We start from the raw sequence: 19820 nt of genomic DNA, 5'->3' as shown, positions 1-19820 counted from the left end.
TTCATGTTCGTAGTCACGGTGGAGTTTCGCTCCGCCCCGGAGCATACCGGCGATTTCCTGACGGCGCTCCGCGAGAATGCGCGCGCCTCACTCGAGGTCGAGCCGGGCTGCCAGAGGTTCGACGTCTGCCGCGACCCCAAGGACCAGTCCCGGTTCTTCCTCTATGAAATCTACGACGACGCCGCGGCCTTCCAGGCCCACAAGGCGACGTCCCACTACGGCACCTTCTCGGAACGGATCGAAAGCTGGACCGAGCACAAGGCGGTCGCCATGTTCCGCCTCGACGGTCCTCCGGCGTGACCAGCGCGCTCCGGCACGAGGCGGGACGCCCCCGCCACGCGCGCCCGGGTGGTGCCTCCACCGTGCAGATGATAACGCCCGATACCGGCGCCCGCTCGATCCTGAACGGTTTCACCGACATCCCGCCCGGCGGGGGCATACCGCTGCACTGGCACAACGTCGAGGAAAGCGTCCTTGTCGTCTCGGGCAGCGCGCGGGTCGAGGTGGCAGGCGAATGGCGCGACGCGCAGGCGACCGACGTGGTCTGGGTCGATGCCGAAGTGCCGCACCGTTTCGTCAACGCCTCGGACAGCGAGCCCCTGCGCATCTTCTGGACCTACGCCTCGGCCACCGCCACGCGCACGCTGGCCGAGACGGGAGAAACCCGGGCGGTCGCCGTCGAGCACGACCGTTGATCGTCGACCACGACACGCTCCGCGCCTTCGGGACCGCAGTCTACCGCACGCTCGGCATGGACGACGACACCGCCGCGCTGGTGGCCGACAGCCTCGTCCAGGCCGATCTCTGGGGCCACCCGAGCCACGGCGTCATGCGCCTCTTCTGGTACGCCGTCCGGCTTGAAAGCGGGGCGATGTCGCCCACGGCGGCGCCCGAAATCTCGGGCAAGGGCGCGCTTCTGACGATGGACGGCCGCGACGGCGTCGGCCAGCGCGTCGCGAAGACCGCCATGACCGAGGCCATCCGCGCCGCCAAGGACCACGGCATCGGCGCGGTGGCGGTGCGCAACTCCGGCCATTTCGGCACGGCGATGTATTACACCCGCATGGCCGCCGCCGAAGGCTGCATCGGATTCCTGACCGCCAACGCAAGCCCCGCGATGGCACCTTGGGGCGGGCTCGACAAGCGGCTCGGCACCAACCCCTGGTCCTGGGCCGCACCGGCGGGGCGTTATCCGCCCTTCATGCTCGATATCGCCAACACCGCCGTCGCCCGTGGCAAGCTCTACAACGCCAAGGCGCGCGGTGAGCCGATCCCCGAAGGCTGGGCGATGGATGCCGACGGGCGGCCCACCACGGATGCGGCAGCGGGAATCGCCGGGACCATCCTGCCCATGGCAGGTCACAAGGGCTACGCCATCGCGATGATGGTCGACATGGTCTCGGGCGTCCTCTCGGGCAGCGCTTTCGGCACCGGCGTCACCGGCCCCTATGTCCCGGAAGGCCGCTCCGGCGCGGGGCACCTTGCCCTTGCCATCGATATCGAGGCGTCGCGCCCCCTCGCCGCCTTCGAGGCGGACATGGAGACGCTGATCGACGAGCTGAAGTCGTCCCGCCCCGCACCCGACGCGCCCGGCATCTTCTATCCCGGCGAACTCGAGGCCGCCTCGGACGCCCGCCTCCGCGAGACCGGCATCGACCTGCCGCAGAGCGTCGTCGACGACCTCCGCCAGAATGCGGCCCGCATCGGGATTTCCTGCCCAATCTGATCCAGCGCAAGGTCGGAACCCCCTGCCCCTGTCATCGTTGGCCCCGGAAGGAGACACCCATGCGCGATTTCACCGACAGAAAGAACCAACTCGAGGACCGCCTCAAGGAACTCGGCGAGCGGATAAACCGGATCGAGGACGACCTCGACGATCCGATGCCCAAGGACGCCGAGGAACAGGCCGTCGAGCGCGAGGACGACGAGGTGCTCGAGCGTCTCGGCGCCCAGAGCGCGCAGGAGGTCCAGTTGATCCGCGCCGCACTCGCCCGGATCGAGGACGGCGTCTATGGCGACTGCATGAAATGCGGCGAGCCGATCAGCGAGGAACGTCTCGACGCGGTGCCCCACGCGGCTCTCTGCCGGGACTGCGCGCGCTGACCTAGCCGGTCGAGCACTCCGACAGAAGCGGCGTCTCCTCTCCGGTGGCGCCGTCGTTCCAGTACAGCGTCGCCGCGTCGCCCTTCGTCCACCAGACGTAATGCGAACCGTCCGACGGCCATCCATAGCGCGCGCCGGACGCGGACAACTCGGCGACGAGATTTATCATGCGTCCTTCGACGTGGATGACGGCGATGCCGGGCTCGCCCGGATGGTTGACGTAGACCGCAGGGACCTCGACGCCCCGCTCGCAGACATAGGTCGTCGCCCTCGCGTCCAGCGCAAAGGCAGGCGCGCCACACACCATGCCGGCCGCAAGCGCTACGGCGAGGTCAGCCCGTCGCACGCAGCTTTTCCTCGGCGGCATCGGCCAGCGCCTCGGCGCGCGCGGCCAGTTCGGCCAGCGTTTCGGCCACGGCGGGCGGGACGACGGCGACTTCCACGCGCTCGGCTGTGGGCTTGGGGCGGTTCTGAAGCTCCTCGACCCAGGCTTCCTGCTGCGCGATCTTGTCTTCCATCGACTTCATCTGGTCCTCGGCGCCGGCGTGCTTGTCGGCCAGCATGAGCCCCGCCATCAACAGCATCCGCGACTCGGGCAGCCGCCCGATCTGCTCCATCAGCGAACTCGCCTCGTTATCCAGAAGCGAGGCCGCGGACTTGAGGAAGTGCTCCTCGCCCTCCTGGCAGGCGACGTTGAAGATGCGGCCGCCGATCTCGATGGGAACCTCGGGCATGGATCAGGCCTCCTTCAGGACGGGTTCGAGAGTGGCGAGGATTTCCTCGATCTCGGCACGCTCGGCCGCGCGCTGCGCCCGCAGCGCGTCAAGCTCGGACAGCATCGCGGCGTTCACCAGCTCCGGCTCGGCCAGACCCTGGGCGTTCGCGTCGCGCAGCGAGGCGTTCGTTTCGCGCAGGGCGTCGTTCACCTTCCGCATCCGCTGCACCTCGGCGTCGCGCGCGCCCAGCGCGTCGCGCAGGTCCGAAACCTGGTCCTCCAGCCGAGCGACCGTGGTCTCCTGCTTTTCCTTGATCGCGCGCACGCGCTCTTCCAGTTGCCGGTTCGCGACCCTTTCGGCCTCGAGTTCGGCGGCCAGTTCCTCGCTGCCGCCTCCTCCGCCACCCGACCCAAGCTGGTCGAGCGCCTGGCCCGCGCGGTCCAGCGCCGCCACGATCCGCCGCTGAAATTCGGAAATGTCGTCCATGAAATATCCCGCCGTCCCGATGCCTGGAGGGCCGCGTTCGGTCGCCGAATCGCCGCACAGCCCCTGTTGTTGACCTCGAACATACCTCATGCGCGGCGGGTTTCGACTCCTTTACCCGCCCCGGGCCGTGCCCACGCTTCCCGTCTTGCGCTTGGGGGACGGGCTGCTATCAACCGCTCCATCCGATCTGGACACGGGGGACGGAACCTTGGACATCGCCACTCTGAAAGAGCTTCACGCCGATCACTTCTCCCGCGCCACGGCCATCCGTGTGCTGGCGATGGATGCGGTGCAGGCGGCAAACTCGGGGCACCCCGGAATGCCCATGGGCATGGCCGACGTCGCCACCGTCCTCTTCGAGAAGCACCTGAAGTTCGACGCCTCCGCCCCCGACTGGGCCGACCGCGACCGCTTCATCCTCTCGGCGGGCCACGGCTCGATGCTGCTCTACGCGCTCCTCTACCTGACCGGCTACGAGGACATGACGCTCGACGAGTTGAAGAACTTCCGCCAGTGGGGCTCCAAAACCGCCGGCCACCCCGAGTACGGTCACGCCAAGGGCATCGAGACGACGACCGGCCCGCTTGGCCAGGGCCTCGCCAACGCCGTCGGCTTCGCCATCGCCGAAGAAAGCCTGCGCGCCCGCTACGGCAAGAAGATCGTCGATCACTTCACCTACGTCATCGCCGGCGACGGCTGCCTGATGGAGGGCATCAGCCAGGAGGCCATCGCCTTCGCGGGGATGCAGAAGCTCTCGAAGCTGATCGTCCTCTGGGACAACAACGACATCTCGATCGACGGCAAGGTGTCGCTTTCGGACACGACCGACCAGCTTGCACGCTTCAAGGCCTCGGGCTGGCACGTCCAGGAATGCGACGGCCACGACCCCGAAGACATCGACCGCACGCTGACCCAGGCCCGCGCCTCAAAGAAGCCCGCGATGATCGCCTGCAAGACCCACATCGGCTTCGGCTCGCCCAAGAAGCAGGACACCAACGGAGCCCACGGCTCGCCGCTTGGTCCCGAGGAAATCCAGGTGACCCGCGACATCTACGGCTGGACGTCCGGACCCTTCGACATCCCCAAGGACATCCTGTCCGCCTGGCGCACTATCGGCGCGCGCGGCGCGGACGAGCGCAAGGCCTGGGACGACCGTCTCGCCGCGCTGTCCTCGTCGCGGCAGGCGGACTTCAACCGCGTCATGTCGGGCGAGACGCACAAGCGCCTTTCGGCCACCGTTCGCGCGCTGAAGAAGCAGATCACCGACAGCCGCCCCAAGGTCGCAACGCGCAAATCCTCGGAAATGGTGCTCGAGGTGCTGAACCCCGTCCTGACCGAGACCATCGGCGGCTCGGCCGACCTCACAGGCTCGAACAACACCAAGACCGCCGACCTCGGCATCTTCGACGCCACCAACCGCAAGGGCCGCTACATCCACTACGGCATTCGCGAGCATGGCATGGCGGCGGCGATGAACGGCATGGTGCTGCACGGCGGCGTGCGCCCCTACGGCGGCACCTTCCTGACCTTCTCGGACTACGCCCGCGGCGCAATGCGCCTTTCGGCCCTGATGGGCGCGCCCGTCACCTACGTGATGACGCACGACTCCATCGGTCTCGGCGAGGACGGCCCCACGCACCAGCCGGTCGAACACCTCGCGGCGCTCCGCGCGATCCCGAACATGCGCGTCTTCCGCCCCGCCGACACCGTCGAGACCGCCGAGGCGTGGGAGCTTGCTCTCTCGTCCGAGCGGGCGCCCTCCGTCCTGGCCCTATCGCGCCAGAACCTCCCCACCGTCCGGACCGAGCACAAGACCCGCAACCTGACCGCGCTGGGCGCCTATGTCCTGGCCGAGTCCACCGCAAAGCGGCAGGCGATCCTGATCGCCACCGGCTCCGAGGTCGAGATCGCCCTCGCCGCCCGCGAGACGCTCGAGGCCGAGGGCATCGGCACCCGCGTCGTCTCGATGCCCTGCGCCGAGCTTTTCGCCGAGCAGGACGAGGCCTACCGCCGCCGCGTCCTCCCCGCTGGCCCGGTCCGCGTCGCCATCGAGGCGGGCATCCGCCAGGGCTGGGACCGCTGGCTTCTGGACGAGCGCGGCCGCGCCGCCCGCGCGGCCTTCGTGGGCATGGACGGCTTCGGTGCCTCGGCCCCGGCCGAGACGCTCTACAAGGAGTTCGGCATCACCGCCGAAAACGTCGCGTCGACGGTCAAGGGCCTGCTCTGACCGCGCGATCCGTTAATCCCGGCGCGGGACAGCCTCCCGCGCCGACAGGTGCCATACGCCTTGCCGACAGGGTGCAGACGCATCGCCGACGCCCCGTCCCGCACCGCGGGCCTTGCGGTTACGGCAAATCGGAGCAACCGCAGAAAATCCCCCGATCTCCGCGCGCGCCGGCAACCTTTCGTAAGGATCACAGGGACCTGTGCATCCGCACGGCCGGAAACTCGATCCCCGGCCTGAGAGGAACGGTCACCGGCCCCACGGCCTCGAACCCGCAGGCGGCATAGAACGGCACCGCCATCAGCGTCGATAGACAGTCCAACCGCGTGATCCCAGCCGCCCGCGCGTCGTCGAAGATATGCGCCATCAGCGCGCGCCCGATCCCCTCTCGCGTTCGCTCCGGATCGGTCGCCACATGCCGCACATGGCCCGTCGCGGGCGCCCCGGCCCGACCCGTCCCCGGCTCGCTCGACGTCCATCCGCCTGCGCCGACGATGGTCGACCCCGCCTCCACGACGAAGTAGGTGCCCGAGGCCAGAAGGGCCGGATTCCCCCGTGAAAGAAGCGGGATCGCGGTCACCAGAAGCGACGGTGGATAAGCGCCTTTCAGTAGTCTCGGGTAGGACCGCAGAAGCAGCGCATCGACCGCGCCCAGATCGGACGGTGTGGCGCGCCTGAGGGTAATGCCGGAGGTCATATCCGATGATCTGGCCATCCCGATCCTCTTCGTCCAGTCTTGCGTCACATCGAGTGAGAGAACGCCCATGCCCATCCACCGCGCGGACACCGTCGAGACCTATGAGACCGATGGCGGCGGCGGGCCCTGCGGCCCCTGCAAGGTCCTTCCGTATTCAGACGCCGGCGGCCTGACCCAGTTCGGCGCGGCGGTCGAGATCCTGCCCCCCGGTTCCCTCTCCTCGATCAAGCACTGGCACGCCGAGGAAGACGAGTTCCTCATGATGCTCGAAGGCGAGGTCACGCTCCACGAGGGCGACGAAACGCACATCCTTTGTCCCGGCGACGTCGTGACCTGGAAGGCCGGCGACCCCGTCGGCCACTGCGTCGAGAACACCTCGGACGCCGAGGCGCGCTACCTCATCGTCGGGACGCGGAGTCGATCCGACACGGTGACTTATCCCGACCACGACCGCGTGCTGCGCGTCTGCCGCGACCCGGAAGAGCGGTCCTGGACCGACTTTTCCGGTCGCCCGGCATCGAATCCCTACCGGCCGTGAGCCCATGAAAAAGGCCGCGTCCCGGACGCGGCCCTGTCGTTCACGAAAGGGAAAGATCCTTACTTGATCTTGCCTTCCTTGTATTCGACGTGCTTCCGGACGACGGGATCGTATTTCTTGACCACCATCTTCTCGGTCATCGTGCGGGCGTTCTTCTTGGTCACGTAGAAATGGCCGGTGTCCGCGGTCGAGTTCAGACGGATCTTGATCGTCGTCGGTTTCGCCATGGGTCGTCTCCTGCTTGGCCGGGGCTGGCGCCGCGACCCGAAATCCTGAAGCCCGCCTTCTAAAGGCTGGGGCCACGCTGTCAAGGGCGTTCCCCGGGGACGCCGGGAAACGAAAGGTGCGGACGGCCTGTAAGCCGGATTCTGTCCCCTCCGAAAAGGGGGACGACCATTCATCTGGTCCCGCCGTTACCGACGGGATCAAGCTGTCTACCCGGGGTCCGGGCCGAAGCCTGCCCATATGGACCCCCTATTCGACATTGCTCCCGGTGGGGCTTGCCGTGCCGGTCCGGTTGCCCGTCCCGCGGTGCGCTCTTACCGCACCGTTTCACCGTGACCCGCGTGAGCCGCTTGCGCGACCCGCGAAGGCCGTCTGTTCTCTGTGGCGCTTTCCCTCGGGTTGCCCCGGCCGGGCGTTACCCGGCACCGTCGCTTCGTGGAGTCCGGACTTTCCTCGCTTGCGCGCGGTCGCCCGGCCGTCCGCGAGGGCGATATAGTCTGTTGTCCGCGCGAGATAAAGCGTCAGAGCGTCCGGAACGGACGCGACGGCACACGGCTCGCCGTCCGCTCGGTCACGTCCGATGGAAAGTGCCGCGCGAGACCCGCCATCATCGCCCGATCCGGCGTTCCGATCGGTCCGTCGGCAAAGGGCCTGAAGCGCTGCCGGAACGCCGAGAGCACGGCGGCCTCACCCACCTCGACCGGATAGCCGAAGAACGCCGCATCGCGCATGAAATCGCCCTGCAAGGCAGGGTCCGGCCAGACCGACAAGCCCTTTTCCGCCAGGCGTTTCCACTCGAACCAGGGGCCCGGATCGCTCTTGCGTCCAGGCGCCATGTCCGAATGCGCTATGACTGCCTTCGGGTGCAGTTCGTGCCGCTCCAGAAGGTCCTCGAGAAGCGCCTCGAGCGTCGTCATCAGCTCTTCCTCGAAGGCCGACGACCCGTCGTTGTCGAGTTCGATGCCGATGGACCTGGAGTTGACGTCGTCGCGCCCCGCCCACCTGCCCTCGCCCGCATGCCAGGCGCGCCGCTCCTCGTCCACAAGGCGATAAAGCGTGCCATCGCGTCCGATCAGATAATGCGACGAAACTTCGTGTTCGGGGTTGCAGAGACGGCCCAGGGCGTCCTCGCAGGCCGGCATGGCGGTGTGATGAAGGACGATCAGCTCGACCCGCGCGCCGCCCCTCCTGTCTCCGTGGTTCGGCGAGGGGCGGTCGACGATCTCCATGGCGTCAGCGCATCGCCGCGCGGAAGGGGGACGGGTCCCAGTAGCAGGCGAAGCCGTCCCCGTCTGGGTCGATCCCGTGCCTGTCGCGCTCGGGCCCTCCCGACGACAGAAGCGCCTCCTGCGCCCTGTCCGACGAGCCATACCTCGCGCAGTTGCGCTGGTACTGGCTGTCGGTCACGCGGTCGTTCCGGCGATACGCCTGCTGACCGACCTGGTTCGTGGTCGAGAGCGCGTATTGAACGATACCCGCGCCGCCCGCCTCCTGCCGCTCGGGCAGGGCCGAGGGCTGTGCGACCTCGAAGGACTGGCGCTGGCGCGCCAGGCGCGCGGCGTCGCTCTGGATCGTCTCGCGCGAGGCAACGGCGTCGAAGTTCTGTTCGTCCGAGATGCTGGTGCTGCCCGTCGTGCCCGAGGCCAGCGGGATCACCGACAGCGGCTCTCCCGGTCCGGCGGCAGGGGCGGCGGCCGCAGGCAGCGTCGTCGAGGCGACGGTCGTTCCCGGCGCGGCCGTACGGTTCAGGACGCCAAGCGTCTCTTCCGCAATGGCCCGCTCCTCGGGCAACGGCAGGCTGCGCCGCTCAAGCTCGGCATCCCGTGCCGCGCGCTGGGCCGCGTAGTTGTCATAGTCGCCGAAACCCACGCCCGCGGTGCTGGCGGGATTGCTGTCCGGCATGGACGGCGCACAGGCCGCAAGCGCGCAAAGCGCTGCAAGGCCCAGAAAGCGAATGGTCATGGTCTCTGCTCTGCCTTCGTCATTCTTGGCGCGAAGCCTACCACCATTTGGCGGGCTTGGCCACAAAACCAGCGCGATCCTCGATGGTCTGCGCGATATTCAGCAACTCACCCTCTTCCCACGGCTTGCCGATGAGCTGAAGCCCGAGGGGCAGGCCCTGGCGGTCAAGCCCGGCGGGCACGGCGATGCCCGGCAGTCCGGCGAGGTTCACGGTCACAGTGAAGACGTCGTTGAGGTACATCTGCACCGGATCGTCGAATTCCTGCCCGAGAGGGAAGGCCGCCGAGGGTGTGGCAGGCGTCAGGATCGCATCGACGCCCTGCGCGAAGACGTCCTCGAAGTCCTTCTTGATCAGCGTCCGCACCTTGCGCGCGCGGTTGTAGTAGGCGTCGTAGAAACCCGCCGACAGGACATAGGTCCCGATCATCACGCGCCGCTTGACCTCCGCGCCGAAGCCCTCGGCGCGGGTCTTCTCGTACATCTCGGTGATGCCGTCGCCCTGCCCCAGTTTCGCGCGGTGCCCATAGCGGACCCCGTCATAGCGCGCGAGGTTCGAAGACGCCTCGGCCGGCGCGATGACGTAGTAGGCCGGAAGCGCGTATTTCGTATGCGGCAGCGAGATGTCGACGATCTTTGCCCCAGCATCCTCGAGCATCGTCCGCCCCTCGGTCCAGAGCGCCTCGATCTCGTCGGGCATTCCGTCCATCCGGTATTCCTTGGGAATGCCGATGGTCTTGCCGCGAATGTCCCCGGTCAGCATCGCCTCGAAGTCCGGCACTGCGAGGTCGGCGCTGGTCGAATCATTCGGGTCGTGCCCGGCCATCGCCTGAAGCAGGATCGCGCAATCCCGCACCGTCTTCGCCATCGGCCCCGCCTGGTCGAGCGACGAGGCGAAGGCGATGATCCCCCACCGCGAGCAGCGTCCATAGGTCGGCTTCAGCCCCGTAATGCCCACGAACGCCGCAGGCTGCCGGATCGAACCGCCCGTGTCCGTCCCCGTGGCGCCAAGGCACAGGTCGGCCGCGACCGCCGCCGCCGACCCACCCGACGATCCGCCCGGCGTCAGCGCCGTGTCGTCGTTGCCGCGCCGCCAAGGGTTCACGACGTTGCCGTAGACGCTGGTCTCGTTCGACGAGCCCATGGCGAATTCGTCCATGTTCAGCTTGCCGACCATGACCGCGCCGGCTTCGAAAAGCTGCGTCGTGACGGTGGATTCATACTCGGGGCGGAAGCCCTCGAGGATGCCCGACGCCGCCTGACTCGCCACGCCCCTGGTGCAGAACAGGTCCTTTATGCCAAGCGGGATGCCGCAGAGCGACGGGGCGTCCCCCGCCTTCAATCGCGCATCCGCCGCCTCCGCCTGCTGCATGGCCAGATCAGGCGTCGGATGCACCACCGCATTCAGCGCCGACGCAGCCTCGACAGCGTCAAGGCACGCGCGCGTCAGCGCCGCCGACGTCGTGTCGCCCGAGCGAAGCGCCTCTCGCGCGTCGGCGAGGGTCAGGGTGTTCAGGCTCGACATGAGATCACTCCACCACCTTCGGAACCGCGAAGAAGCCTTCCCGCGCGTCGGGCGCGTTCGACAGGATCTTCTCCTGATAGCCGCCGTCCGTCACCGCATCCTGCCGCCGCTTCAGCCGCATCGGCGTGACCGAAACCATCGGCTCCACGCCCTCGACATCGACCTCGTTCAGTTGCTCGACAAACCCGAGGATGGCGTTGAACTCGCCCGCGAGCGCGTCGAGGTCGCCTTCCTCCACCTTGATCCGCGCCAGCTTGGCGACGCGGCGGGCGGTTTCCCTGTCGATGGACATGATCGGCTCCGTCTTGAAGAACGGACCCGCCTTTAGCGCGGGCCGGGCGGGAAGCCAAGCCTCGCCCGCAGGACTCCGGCCTGCCTCAGTCGGGCACGCGGTCGCCGTGCCGAAGCCAGGTCTCGATCATCCAGCCCAGCATCAGCGCGTTCAGGATGTGCCACAGGAAATGGGTGCCGACGGGGAAACCGTCACAGACCGCCATGTCGAGCGACCGGAAGGTCAGCGACAGCGACAGGATCGCCGCGCCGATGATGAGGTTGCGCCCTGTCTCGGGCGTCTCACGGCGCAGGTAGAGGCCGTAGGCAAAGATCAGCAGGGGCAGCGGCCAATAATAGTCCGATACCGTGAAGAACGGCAGGGCGTCGAACACGGGCGTCAGCGCCGCCGTCCAGGGAACATAACCCGCCGCGCCGAGGGCGGCGCCCCAGACCGGCCAGCCAAGGAACCGGCGATTGGCAAGGAAGGTGTAGACCAGCGTGAAGATGAGGATCGGAAGGCTGTCCGCCATCGCAGCCCACGCGACGGCGAATGTGTGAAACAGAAGCGAGCCCACCCCGATCACCGCGAGGATGACCGACAGGACACGCCCTCCGGCCTGCCCCTGCGACCGGTGCCACATCATCCAGGCCATGGCTAGAAAGGCCAGGTTCGTCACCGCATTGACCGGCTCGGACCAAAGCGAAGGGTCCGTCCGTTCGCAATAGCCGTCGATCGCCCTTGTCCAGTCCATGCCTGTCCCTATCCTATTCCCGACAGGATAGGGAGCATCGCATGAAGATCACCTGGCTCGGCCACTCCGGTTTCCGCATCGAGATCGGGGACCAGATCCTCCTCGTCGACCCCTGGCTGAACGGCAACCCCGTGTTCCCGGACGGCCGTCACGACGAGGCGCTCTCGGGGGCGACGGCGATCCTTCTCAGCCATGGCCACGGCGATCATGCCTCGAATTGCAGGGTCATCGCGAGCGAGCAGAAGATCCCCATCGCCTGCATCCACGAACTCTCCGAGGTTCTGGGCGGCGACGGTGTCGAGACCTTGGGCTTCGGCAAGGGCGGCACGATCGCGCTCGGCAACGTGAAGGTTTCGATGGTCAACGCCTGCCATTCCTCCTCCATCGACTTCGGCGACGACGGACCGGGTGTCGCGGGCTCCGAGGCCGGGTTCATGATCCGGGGCGAGGGCCACACGATCTACTTCTCCGGCGACACCGACGTGATGGCCGACATGGGCTGGTTCGGCGAATACTATGCCCCCGACATCGGCATCCTCTGCTGTGGCGGCCATTACACGATGGACCAGAAGGCCGCGGCCTGGGCGGCGAAGAGGTTCTTCGACTTCAAGGTGGTCATCCCCTGCCACTACAAGACGTTCCCGATCCTCGCGCAGGACGCCAAGACCCTGATCGAGGAGCTTCCCGACGTCGACGTGAAGGTGATGGAAGTGATGGAGACGGTAGAGATCTAGCGCCTGTCCGCGAAGAACGCGCGCAGCAGATCCGCCGCCTCCCCGGCCCCGATCCCGTCGTAGACCTCCGGAACATGATGCGCCTGTGGATGCGAGAACACCCTCGCCCCATGCGCCACGCCCCCCGACTTCGGGTCCGCCGCGCCGTAGTAAAGCCGCCCGATCCGCGCGGCGGCGATGGCGGCCGCACACATGGCGCAAGGTTCGAGCGTCACGTAAAGGTCGCACCCCGTCAGCCGCTCCGACCCGAGGCGCTTCGCCGCCGCGCGGATGACCAGCATCTCGGCATGAGCCGTGGGATCGGACTGCTCGCGCGTCCGGTTGCCCGCCGCCGCGATCACATCCCCTTCGCGTCCCACCAGCACCGCGCCCACGGGCACCTCGCCGCGCGCGCCTGCGCCCCGCGCCTCCTCCAGCGCCCTGTCCATGAAACTGCCAAACCTCATGCCCGCCTTATGCCGTTCAATCCCGCCCTTGTCTTTCTTCTTGGACCAAATACTCCCGCCGGAGGCGGCATGCGCGGGCTCCCTTTCCCTCCCGGTCCGCGCGGGATAAGCCAAGGCATGAGCACCGACACGCCCCCCGGCGACCGCATCGCCAAGGTCCTCGCCCGCCACGGCGTGGCCTCGCGCCGCGACGCCGAACGCATCATCGGCGAAGGCCGGGTCAGCGTGAACGGCAAGGTCATCGACAGCCCCGCGCTCAACGTCACCGAAAAGGACCGCATCGCCGTCGACGGCAAGGCCCTGGCCGAGCGCGAGCCGCCGCGTCTCTGGCTCTACCACAAACCTCAGGGCCTCGTCACGACGACGAAGGACGAGAAGGGCCGCCAGACCGTCTTCGACGCGCTGCCCGAAGGAATGCCGCGCGTGGTCAGCGTCGGCCGGCTCGACATCAACTCCGAGGGCCTCCTCCTTCTGACGAACGACGGCGAGGTCAAGCGAAAGCTGGAGCTTCCCTCCACCGGCTGGCTCAGGAAGTATCGCGTTCGCGTCCACGGCAGCCCGTCCGAGGCCTCGCTCGAACCGCTGCGCAAGGGCATCACCATCGATGGCGAGACCTTCCGCCCGATGGAGGTCACGTTCGACCGCCAGCAGGGCGGCAACGCCTGGCTGACGATTTCGCTGCGCGAGGGAAAGAACCGCGAGATCCGTCGCGCGATGGACGCGGTCGGCGTCCAGGTCTCGCGCCTCATCCGCATAAGCTACGGCCCCTTCCGTCTCGGCGACCTCGCCGCCGGCGCGGTCGAGGAAGTGCGCCAGAAGGTCGTCCGCGACCAGCTTGGTCTCGATGCGGGAAAGGCCCCAACCACCGGCACCGCGCGCAAGGCCGCGAAGCCGCCCCGCCGCACCGAGGCCGGAAGGAAGCCGAAGCCCGCCCGCAAGTAGCCCGCAGGGCTCATTCCGCCGCCGGCGCACTGGTATGGCGGTCACCGATCCCCTATGTTGATCGCACACGAGAGGGAGCCACATGCAGCGCTTCGCACTTGCCCTGTTCTTTGCCCTCGCCGTCGTCGGACTTGTCGCGGCGCTTCTGCGCGGAGTCGGCCGGGCAGCGGAACGGCGCGGCGGGGTGACGGCACTGACGACGGGAACAGCAATGCAGAAGGCAGCCTTCATCCTGCTGATGTGCCTTATCTTCTACGTCTCGGTGACGGGGGCTTCCTGATGGCGCGGCCCTTCCGCGGACGGCACAGTCCGGAGTCGCCGGCGTCTCACCCGAGGCTGCCCGAGGGTCGCAGGCGCAGCCCCGTGGGCGCGCGCGTCAACTTCCTTTTCATTGCGCCCGTCGTGATGCTCCTGACGGCGTTCCAGCTCGAACCGCTCGGCATGTTCCTCAAGCTCGCGGCCTTCGGCCTGATGATGCTGGCGGCATGGCTGACCCGCGAGGGCCTGATCGCCGAGGACGCCTTCAATGCCCGCCGAGTGGCGAAGCGCCCCGCGATCCCGCGCAAGATCTTCGGCAGCGCGCTGACCGGGCTCGGGCTCGCCTTGGCCGGGCTGAACCCCGAGACGTTCTCGCTCCTGAACCCGATCCTGTTCTTCATTCTTGGCGCCGCGCTGCACTTTACAGCCTTTGGCCCCGACCCCCTGCGCGACAAGGGCACCGAAGGGATGGACGGCTTCCAGACCGACCGCGTCGCCCGCGCCGTGGACGAAGCCGAGAAGCACCTCGTCGCGATGCGGGACGCCATCGCCCGGGCACGCATTCCTGCCCTGGAGCGTCGGGTCGCCGACTTCGCCGCCACCGCGCGCGGCATGTTCCGCGTGGTCGAGGAGGATCCCCGCGACCTGACAAGCGCGCGCCGCTACCTGTCCGTCTACCTCCTCGGTGCGCGTGATGCGACGGTGCAGTTCGCCGACCTCTGGCTGCGATCCCGCAACGAGGAGGCGCGCGCCGACTACGAGGCGCTGCTGACCGATCTCGAGACGACCTTCGCCAAGAAGACCGAGAAGCTGCTTCTCGACGACAAGTCCACGCTCGACGTGGAGATCGAGGTGCTCCGCGACCGACTGGAGCGCGAGGGCGTCCACAGCAGGGCATAGCCCCACATGGAGGGACTGAGACGATGGACGACACGGTACGGCAGAAGGCGAAACAATCCGAGGCAATGGTGAAGGAAGTGAGCGAGGTTCATCTGGTCGCACCGTCGACCGACATCGTGGCCTACGAGGCCGCCGACCCCGGCATATCGGCCGAGATAGAGAAGCGCATCGGCGAAATCGACATGTCAGAGACGAACTCGATCGTGTCTTTCGGGTCCTCCGCGCAGGTCGAGCTTCAGGAAATCAGCCAGGCCATGCTCCAGGACGTCCGCAACAAGGACGTGGGACCGGCGGGCGATAGCTTGCGCCAGATCGTCTCGACCATTCGCGGCTTCTCGATCAGCGAACTGGATGTGCGGCGCAAACGGTCGTGGTGGGAACGGCTCCTTGGCCGCGCGGCCCCGATTCACAACTTCGTCGCGAAGTTCGAGGAGGTGCAGGGCCAGATCGACAAGATCACCGACAACCTCCTTCACCACGAGCACAAGCTTCTGAAGGACATCAAGTCGCTCGACCAGCTCTACGACAAGACGCTGGCCTTCTACGACGAGCTCGCCCTCTACATCGCGGCGGGCGAGGAGAAGCTGAAGCGTCTCGACGCCGTCGATATCCCGGCGAAGGACGCCGAGGTGCAGGCCGCGCCAGAAGAGGCCGGCGTGATGAAGGCGCAGGAACTGCGCGACCTCCGCGCCGCCCGGGACGATCTGGAACGTCGCGTCCACGACCTGAAACTGACCCGTCAGGTCACGATGCAGTCCCTGCCGTCGATCCGTCTTGTGCAGGAGAACGACAAGTCCCTCGTCACCAAGATCAACTCGACGCTCGTCAACACCGTCCCCCTGTGGGAAACCCAGCTCGCTCAGGCCGTGACCATCCAGCGCTCGACCGAGGCCGCCGAGGCGGTGCGCGAGGCGAACGACCTGACGAACGAGCTGCTGACCTCGAACGCCGAGAACCTGCGCCACGCCAACAAGATGATCCGCGAGGAGATGGAGCGCGGCGTCTTCGACATCGAGGCCGTGAAGAAAGCCAACTCCGACCTGATCGCGACGATCCAGGAAAGCCTCCAGATCGCCGACGAGGGCAAGAAGAAGCGCGCCGAGGCTGAGGAGGAGCTGAAGAAGATGGAAGCGGAACTGAAGACCACGCTCGCTTCCGCCAAGGCGCGGGCCGACGGTGTCGGCGTCAACGCGGGAGAAAGCCTGTCGGCCTCGTGAAACGATGAAAGCGTTCCGCCTGGGGCTCGCCCTGGGAGCCCTGCCGATGATCCTGTCCGGCTGCGCCGAGCTCGACGCAATGGCCGTGCCTCCGCCGCCGCCCCGCGCCGAGGCCGAGGTGCCCGAGGTCGAGGTATCCGGGATGAGCACCGAGCTCGCCGCCTATTACCGGCGGGTCGAGGCCGGGCACCGGACGCGTGGCCTGCTGCGCGCGGACGGCGGCGGACCGGACGTGCCCTACGACGACCGGCGCCTGACCGAGACCTTCCGCGCCGCCGCCTTCGCGCGCGAGTTCACAGATGTGGGCGGCGCGCTGGTGCGGCAAGAAGGCGAAAGCATGCTGAACCGCTGGCGGGACCCGGTGAAGCTCGAGCTGATGTTCGGCCCTTCGGTGCCGGACAGCCAGCGCGCCGACGATGGCGCGTCGGTCGGTCGCTATGCCGAGCGCCTGGCCCAGATCACGCGTCATCCCGTCTCGGTCGTCCCACGCGGCGGCAATTTCCAGGTGCTGATCCTGTCGGAGGACGAGCGCCGCGTCTCCGGTCCCCTGCTCCGCCGCCTCATCCCCGGCATCCGCCCCCACGAGATCGCCGTGGTGCAGGATCTGGACCGCGCGACCTACTGCATCGTCGTCGCCACCGACCCGAAGGACGACGGCGTCATCACGCGCGCCGTCGCCGTCATCCGGGCCGAGCTTCCGCCGCTCCTGCGCCTCTCCTGCATCCACGAAGAGATCGCCCAGGGCCTCGGCCTCTCGAACGACAGTCCGCGCGCCCGGCCGTCGATCTTCAACGACGACGACGAGTTCGGTCGGCTGACCGCGATGGACGAGAAGATGCTCCGGATGCTCTACGACCCGCGGCTCTCGCCCGGCATGGACGCCGACGCAGCCGCTCCGATCGTGCGGCAGATGGCGGCCGAGCTGACCGGCGGCAGCTCGTGACACCCTCTTTCCAAACCCCAGCGCACCGTGCAGGCTTGGCCCTGTCGCGCCGTCATTTCACGGGTCGCCTCCGCGACTGAACAGAACAGGGAGACCCCAATGGGCATTCTCGATTTCCTCTCCGGCCAATTCATCGACGTCATCCACTGGACCGACGATACCCGCGACACGATGGTCTGGCGGTTCGAACGCGAAGGCCACGAGATCAAGTACGGCGCCAAGCTGACCGTCCGAGAGGGTCAGGCCGCCGTCTTCGTCCACGAGGGCCAGCTCGCCGATGTGTTCATGCCCGGGCTCTACATGCTCGAGACGAACAACATGCCGATCATGACGACGCTCCAGCACTGGGACCACGGCTTCCGGTCGCCGTTCAAGTCCGAGATCTACTTCGTCTCGACCCGCCGCTTCACCGACCTGAAGTGGGGCACCAAGAACCCGATCATGCTGCGCGATCCCGAGTTCGGACCCGTCCGGCTGCGCGCCTTCGGGACCTACACCGTCAAGGTCGCCGACCCCGGCCTCTTCATCAAGGAGATCGTCGGCACCGACGGCGAGTTCACGATGGACGAGATCAGCTTCCAGATCCGCAACATCATCGTCCAGGAATTCAGCCGCGTCCTCGCTCAGGCCAGCATGCCCGTGCTCGACATGGCGGCCAACACCCAGGACCTGGGCCGCCTCGTGGCCGAGGCGATCTCGCAGACCATCGCGGGCTACGGCGTGACCCTGCCCGAGCTTTACGTCGAGAACATCTCGCTGCCGCCTGCCGTCGAGCAGGCGCTCGACGAGCGCACCTCGCGCGGCGTCGTGGGCAACCTCGAGCAACACTTCCGCTACAAGGCGGCGCAGAGCCTCGACAACCCCAACAGCGGCGTCGGCCAGGCCATGGGCATGGGGATGGGCGCGGGGCTCGGGATGCAGATGGGCGGCGCCATGGCGGGCGCTCCGGGCCCCTGGGGTTCGCCCGCCGCGGCGCCTCCTCCGCCGCCGGTCGAGCATGTCTGGCACCTCGCCAAGGACGGTCAGACGTCGGGCCCCTACTCCAAGGCGGATATGGGCCGGATGACGACAGACGGAAGCGTCACGCGCGAGAGCTGGGTCTGGACGCAAGGTCAGGACGGCTGGAAAAAGGCCGAGGACGTGCCCGAACTGGCGCAGCTCTTCACCGTCATGCCCCCGCCTCCGCCCGCCGGCTGACCCTTCGCAACACTCTCGCATCGGAGCGGCAACATGCCGAAACGTCCCGTCGACACCTACTCGGCCATTCAGGTCGGCCTGCACTGGCTCATCGTCGTGCTGATCGTCGCGGCTTTCCTCCTCAGCGACCAGATGCAGGACTTCGAGGATCTGCCCGCCGACGCCGCCCTGCCCCTTCACGGCAGGATCGGCCTGACGGTGTTCTTCCTGATGATCCTCCGGCTCGTGATCCGCGTCCGTCGCGGCGCGCCGCCTCCGCCCGAGACCGACCCCGCCTGGCAGCGCCGCGCCGCGCACTGGACGCACTGGGCGCTCTACGCGCTGGCGATCCTGACGCCCTGGGCGGGCGGTTTCGCCTTCTACCTCCGCTCCGAGACGGCCGCGGATGTCCACGAAGTCCTGAAGACGCTGCTTCTGGTCACCGCCGCCCTGCACACGGCCGCGGCGCTCTATCACCAGTTCGTCGTGAAGGACGGGCTTCTGTGGCGCATGAATCTTCGGCGTAGCTGAGCCACCGGACACACATGCAGGACACCGAAATCGAAGCGGCGCAGCGCCCCGAGCAGGAGCACCATTTCCCCTGCGACAAGTGCGGGTCGGACATGCGGTTCGATCCGGGCGACGACCGTCTGGTCTGCGACCACTGCGGCAACACGCGCCCTATCGAGCACGGCCCCTGGACCCGTGCCGAGGCCATTGCCGAACTCGATTTCGAGCGCGCCGTCGGCGCAGGCCTCGGATCGGCCGAGATGTCGGTCGCACACACCGTCGACTGCCCCAACTGCGGCGCGCGCTTCGAATTCGACCCCGCCGTCCACGCCGCCGAATGCCCCTTCTGCGCCACGCCCGTGGTCACCGACACCGGCACCTCGCGCCAGATCAAGCCGCGCGCCGTCTTGCCCTTCCGGCTTGAGGAGGGCCAGGCCCACGATGCGATGACCGGCTGGCTCGGCTCGCTCTGGTTCGCGCCGAACGGACTGCAGGAGTACGCCCGCAAGGGTCGGCGGATGAACGGCGTCTACGTCCCCTGCTGGACCTTCGACGCCGACACCCAGAGCGCCTATCGCGGCCAGCGCGGCACGGTCTACTATGAGACCCGCACGGTCATGCGCGATGGCAAGCGCCAGCAGGTGCAGGTCCCCCGCGTACGCTGGACGCCGGTCCGCGGCCGTGTCGCGCGCTTCTTCGACGACGTTCTCGTCCTTGCCACGACGTCCTTGCCCGAGAACTTCCGCCTGGCCCTCGTCCAGTGGGACCTGACGCGTCTCGAACCCTACCAACCCGAGTACCTCGCCGGCTTCCGCTCCGAGGCCTACACGATCGACCTCGAGCCCGCCTATCGGGAAGCGCGCGAGATCATGGACCGTCAGATCCTCCGCGACATCAAGTTCGACATCGGCGGCGACCGCCAGCAGGTCGACCACGTCGAAACCCAGATCGGTGGCGTCACCTTCAAGCACGTCCTGGTGCCAGTGTGGATCGCCGCCTACCGCTACCGATCCCGCTCTTTCCGCTTCGTCGTGAACGGACAGAGCGGGCAGGTCGTCGGCGAGCGCCCGTGGTCAGCCTGGAAGATCACCTTCGCCGTCATCCTCGGGCTGATCGCAGCAGGCGTCTTCGGCTATTTCTACGCGCAGACGCAGTAGTCCCGGGCCATCCGCAGGGACGCTTGTCAGAACGCGGCG

Annotated in this window: 26 protein-coding genes and 1 other RNA gene; 15 read left to right on the top strand and 12 right to left on the bottom strand. The window is 67.6% G+C overall.

The features are described from left to right. Window positions 1-3: 3 nt before the first annotated feature. The 4 genes from EF888_RS03815 to EF888_RS03800 are packed head-to-tail and all read left to right on the top strand — an operon-like array spanning window position 4 to window position 2103. Window positions 4-300 (top strand): putative quinol monooxygenase, encoded by a 297-nt coding sequence (locus EF888_RS03815; RefSeq protein ID WP_109757525.1) that lies wholly within the window; start codon window positions 4-6, stop codon window positions 298-300. Further along, window positions 297-695, top strand: coding sequence for a cupin domain-containing protein (locus tag EF888_RS03810; protein ID WP_206508418.1), 399 nt, complete (start codon window positions 297-299; stop codon window positions 693-695). The genes EF888_RS03815 and EF888_RS03810 overlap by 4 nt, the downstream gene beginning before the upstream one ends. Further along, complete coding sequence (locus tag EF888_RS03805; protein WP_109757524.1) at window positions 692-1726, top strand: Ldh family oxidoreductase; 1035 nt, start codon at window positions 692-694, stop codon at window positions 1724-1726. Before EF888_RS03810 ends, EF888_RS03805 begins: the two co-directional genes overlap by 4 nt. Window positions 1727-1785: 59 nt before the next feature. Then, window positions 1786-2103, top strand: a complete 318-nt coding sequence (locus EF888_RS03800; protein WP_109757523.1) for a TraR/DksA family transcriptional regulator — start codon at window positions 1786-1788, stop codon at window positions 2101-2103. Window position 2104: 1 nt separating this feature from the next. Here the strand turns inward: EF888_RS03800 and EF888_RS03795 are convergent, their stop codons facing one another. Genes EF888_RS03795 through EF888_RS03785 form a run of 3 tightly spaced genes read right to left on the bottom strand, consistent with a single transcriptional unit; the run spans window position 2105 to window position 3305 of the window. Then, on the bottom strand, window positions 2105-2449 hold the full coding sequence (locus EF888_RS03795) for an MliC family protein (protein WP_241239792.1): 345 nt from the start codon (window positions 2447-2449) through the stop codon (window positions 2105-2107). Continuing rightward, window positions 2436-2837: a cell division protein ZapA gene (locus tag EF888_RS03790; protein WP_109757522.1), complete on the bottom strand. Its 402-nt coding sequence runs from the start codon at window positions 2835-2837 to the stop codon at window positions 2436-2438. Before EF888_RS03790 ends, EF888_RS03795 begins: the two co-directional genes overlap by 14 nt. Before the next feature lie 3 nt (window positions 2838-2840). Further along, window positions 2841-3305, bottom strand: coding sequence for a hypothetical protein (locus EF888_RS03785; RefSeq protein WP_109757947.1), 465 nt, complete (start codon window positions 3303-3305; stop codon window positions 2841-2843). Between the two features lie 208 nt (window positions 3306-3513). On the opposite strand from EF888_RS03785, the gene tkt reads away from it, so the two are divergent. Continuing rightward, window positions 3514-5532, top strand: coding sequence for a transketolase (tkt, locus tag EF888_RS03780; RefSeq protein ID WP_109757521.1), 2019 nt, complete (start codon window positions 3514-3516; stop codon window positions 5530-5532). Window positions 5533-5719: 187 nt separating this feature from the next. On the opposite strand, the gene EF888_RS03775 is transcribed toward tkt, so the two are convergent. Then, entirely contained in the window at window positions 5720-6244 is a 525-nt protein-coding gene (locus EF888_RS03775; protein WP_241239791.1) for a GNAT family N-acetyltransferase, read from the bottom strand. A 49-nt stretch (window positions 6245-6293) separates the two neighbouring features. On the opposite strand from EF888_RS03775, the gene EF888_RS03770 reads away from it, so the two are divergent. After that, window positions 6294-6764, top strand: coding sequence for a cupin domain-containing protein (locus EF888_RS03770; protein ID WP_109757946.1), 471 nt, complete (start codon window positions 6294-6296; stop codon window positions 6762-6764). A 59-nt stretch (window positions 6765-6823) separates the two neighbouring features. On the opposite strand, the gene rpmG is transcribed toward EF888_RS03770, so the two are convergent. The 7 genes from rpmG to EF888_RS03735 all read right to left on the bottom strand — a co-directional run bounded on the left by rpmG (window position 6824) and on the right by EF888_RS03735 (window position 11498). Next, window positions 6824-6991 carry a 50S ribosomal protein L33 gene (gene rpmG / locus EF888_RS03765; protein ID WP_008034579.1) on the bottom strand — a complete coding sequence of 56 codons (168 nt, stop codon included), beginning with the start codon at window positions 6989-6991 and terminating at the stop codon, window positions 6824-6826. Window positions 6992-7105: 114 nt separating this feature from the next. Continuing rightward, window positions 7106-7472, bottom strand: an RNA gene (rnpB, locus tag EF888_RS03760) — RNase P RNA component class A. A 38-nt stretch (window positions 7473-7510) separates the two neighbouring features. Further along, the gene (locus EF888_RS03755) at window positions 7511-8218 is read right to left on the bottom strand and encodes an N-acetylmuramoyl-L-alanine amidase (protein WP_109757519.1); all 708 of its coding nucleotides are present in this window, start codon (window positions 8216-8218) and stop codon (window positions 7511-7513) included. Window positions 8219-8222: 4 nt separating this feature from the next. Continuing rightward, on the bottom strand, window positions 8223-8951 hold the full coding sequence (locus EF888_RS03750) for a hypothetical protein (RefSeq protein ID WP_109757518.1): 729 nt from the start codon (window positions 8949-8951) through the stop codon (window positions 8223-8225). A gap of 37 nt (window positions 8952-8988) precedes the next feature. After that, a complete protein-coding gene (gatA, locus tag EF888_RS03745) occupies window positions 8989-10473 on the bottom strand; it encodes an Asp-tRNA(Asn)/Glu-tRNA(Gln) amidotransferase subunit GatA (protein ID WP_109757517.1) in 1485 nt (494 codons plus the stop codon). Between the two features lie 4 nt (window positions 10474-10477). Continuing rightward, window positions 10478-10765 carry an Asp-tRNA(Asn)/Glu-tRNA(Gln) amidotransferase subunit GatC gene (gatC, locus tag EF888_RS03740; RefSeq protein WP_109757516.1) on the bottom strand — a complete coding sequence of 96 codons (288 nt, stop codon included), beginning with the start codon at window positions 10763-10765 and terminating at the stop codon, window positions 10478-10480. An 85-nt stretch (window positions 10766-10850) separates the two neighbouring features. Further along, window positions 10851-11498 carry a ceramidase domain-containing protein gene (locus EF888_RS03735; protein WP_109757515.1) on the bottom strand — a complete coding sequence of 216 codons (648 nt, stop codon included), beginning with the start codon at window positions 11496-11498 and terminating at the stop codon, window positions 10851-10853. A gap of 41 nt (window positions 11499-11539) precedes the next feature. Between EF888_RS03735 and EF888_RS03730 the strand changes: the two genes are divergently transcribed. Next, the gene (locus tag EF888_RS03730; protein ID WP_109757514.1) at window positions 11540-12232 is read left to right on the top strand and encodes a metal-dependent hydrolase; all 693 of its coding nucleotides are present in this window, start codon (window positions 11540-11542) and stop codon (window positions 12230-12232) included. Here the strand turns inward: EF888_RS03730 and EF888_RS03725 are convergent. After that, a complete protein-coding gene (locus tag EF888_RS03725; protein WP_109757513.1) occupies window positions 12229-12678 on the bottom strand; it encodes a nucleoside deaminase in 450 nt (149 codons plus the stop codon). The genes EF888_RS03730 and EF888_RS03725 overlap by 4 nt on opposite strands. A gap of 117 nt (window positions 12679-12795) precedes the next feature. On the opposite strand from EF888_RS03725, the gene EF888_RS03720 reads away from it, so the two are divergent. From EF888_RS03720 to EF888_RS03685, 8 genes are all read left to right on the top strand, one after another. After that, window positions 12796-13620, top strand: coding sequence for a pseudouridine synthase (locus tag EF888_RS03720; protein ID WP_109757512.1), 825 nt, complete (start codon window positions 12796-12798; stop codon window positions 13618-13620). Window positions 13621-13702: 82 nt separating this feature from the next. Continuing rightward, complete coding sequence (locus tag EF888_RS03715; RefSeq protein WP_109757511.1) at window positions 13703-13900, top strand: hypothetical protein; 198 nt, start codon at window positions 13703-13705, stop codon at window positions 13898-13900. Beyond that, the gene (locus EF888_RS03710; RefSeq protein ID WP_109757510.1) at window positions 13900-14778 is read left to right on the top strand and encodes a 5-bromo-4-chloroindolyl phosphate hydrolysis family protein; all 879 of its coding nucleotides are present in this window, start codon (window positions 13900-13902) and stop codon (window positions 14776-14778) included. Before EF888_RS03715 ends, EF888_RS03710 begins: the two co-directional genes overlap by 1 nt. 23 nt (window positions 14779-14801) lie before the next feature. Further along, window positions 14802-15995 carry a toxic anion resistance protein gene (locus EF888_RS03705; protein WP_109757509.1) on the top strand — a complete coding sequence of 398 codons (1194 nt, stop codon included), beginning with the start codon at window positions 14802-14804 and terminating at the stop codon, window positions 15993-15995. Between the two features lie 4 nt (window positions 15996-15999). Continuing rightward, a complete protein-coding gene (locus EF888_RS03700) occupies window positions 16000-16938 on the top strand; it encodes a DUF2927 domain-containing protein (protein WP_109757508.1) in 939 nt (312 codons plus the stop codon). 99 nt (window positions 16939-17037) lie between these two features. After that, window positions 17038-18135 (top strand): SPFH domain-containing protein, encoded by a 1098-nt coding sequence (locus tag EF888_RS03695; protein ID WP_109757507.1) that lies wholly within the window; start codon window positions 17038-17040, stop codon window positions 18133-18135. A gap of 33 nt (window positions 18136-18168) precedes the next feature. Further along, on the top strand, window positions 18169-18645 hold the full coding sequence (locus EF888_RS03690) for a cytochrome b (RefSeq protein ID WP_109757506.1): 477 nt from the start codon (window positions 18169-18171) through the stop codon (window positions 18643-18645). Window positions 18646-18659: 14 nt separating this feature from the next. Beyond that, entirely contained in the window at window positions 18660-19781 is a 1122-nt protein-coding gene (locus EF888_RS03685) for a TFIIB-type zinc ribbon-containing protein (protein ID WP_109757505.1), read from the top strand. Window positions 19782-19820: the final 39 nt, after the last annotated feature.

The sequence above is a fragment of the Silicimonas algicola genome, assembly GCF_003970735.1.
Lineage (GTDB): Bacteria > Pseudomonadota > Alphaproteobacteria > Rhodobacterales > Rhodobacteraceae > Silicimonas > Silicimonas algicola.
The sequence above is the reverse complement of the archived record's forward strand: the minus strand, read 5'-3'. Positions and strand labels throughout refer to the sequence as shown.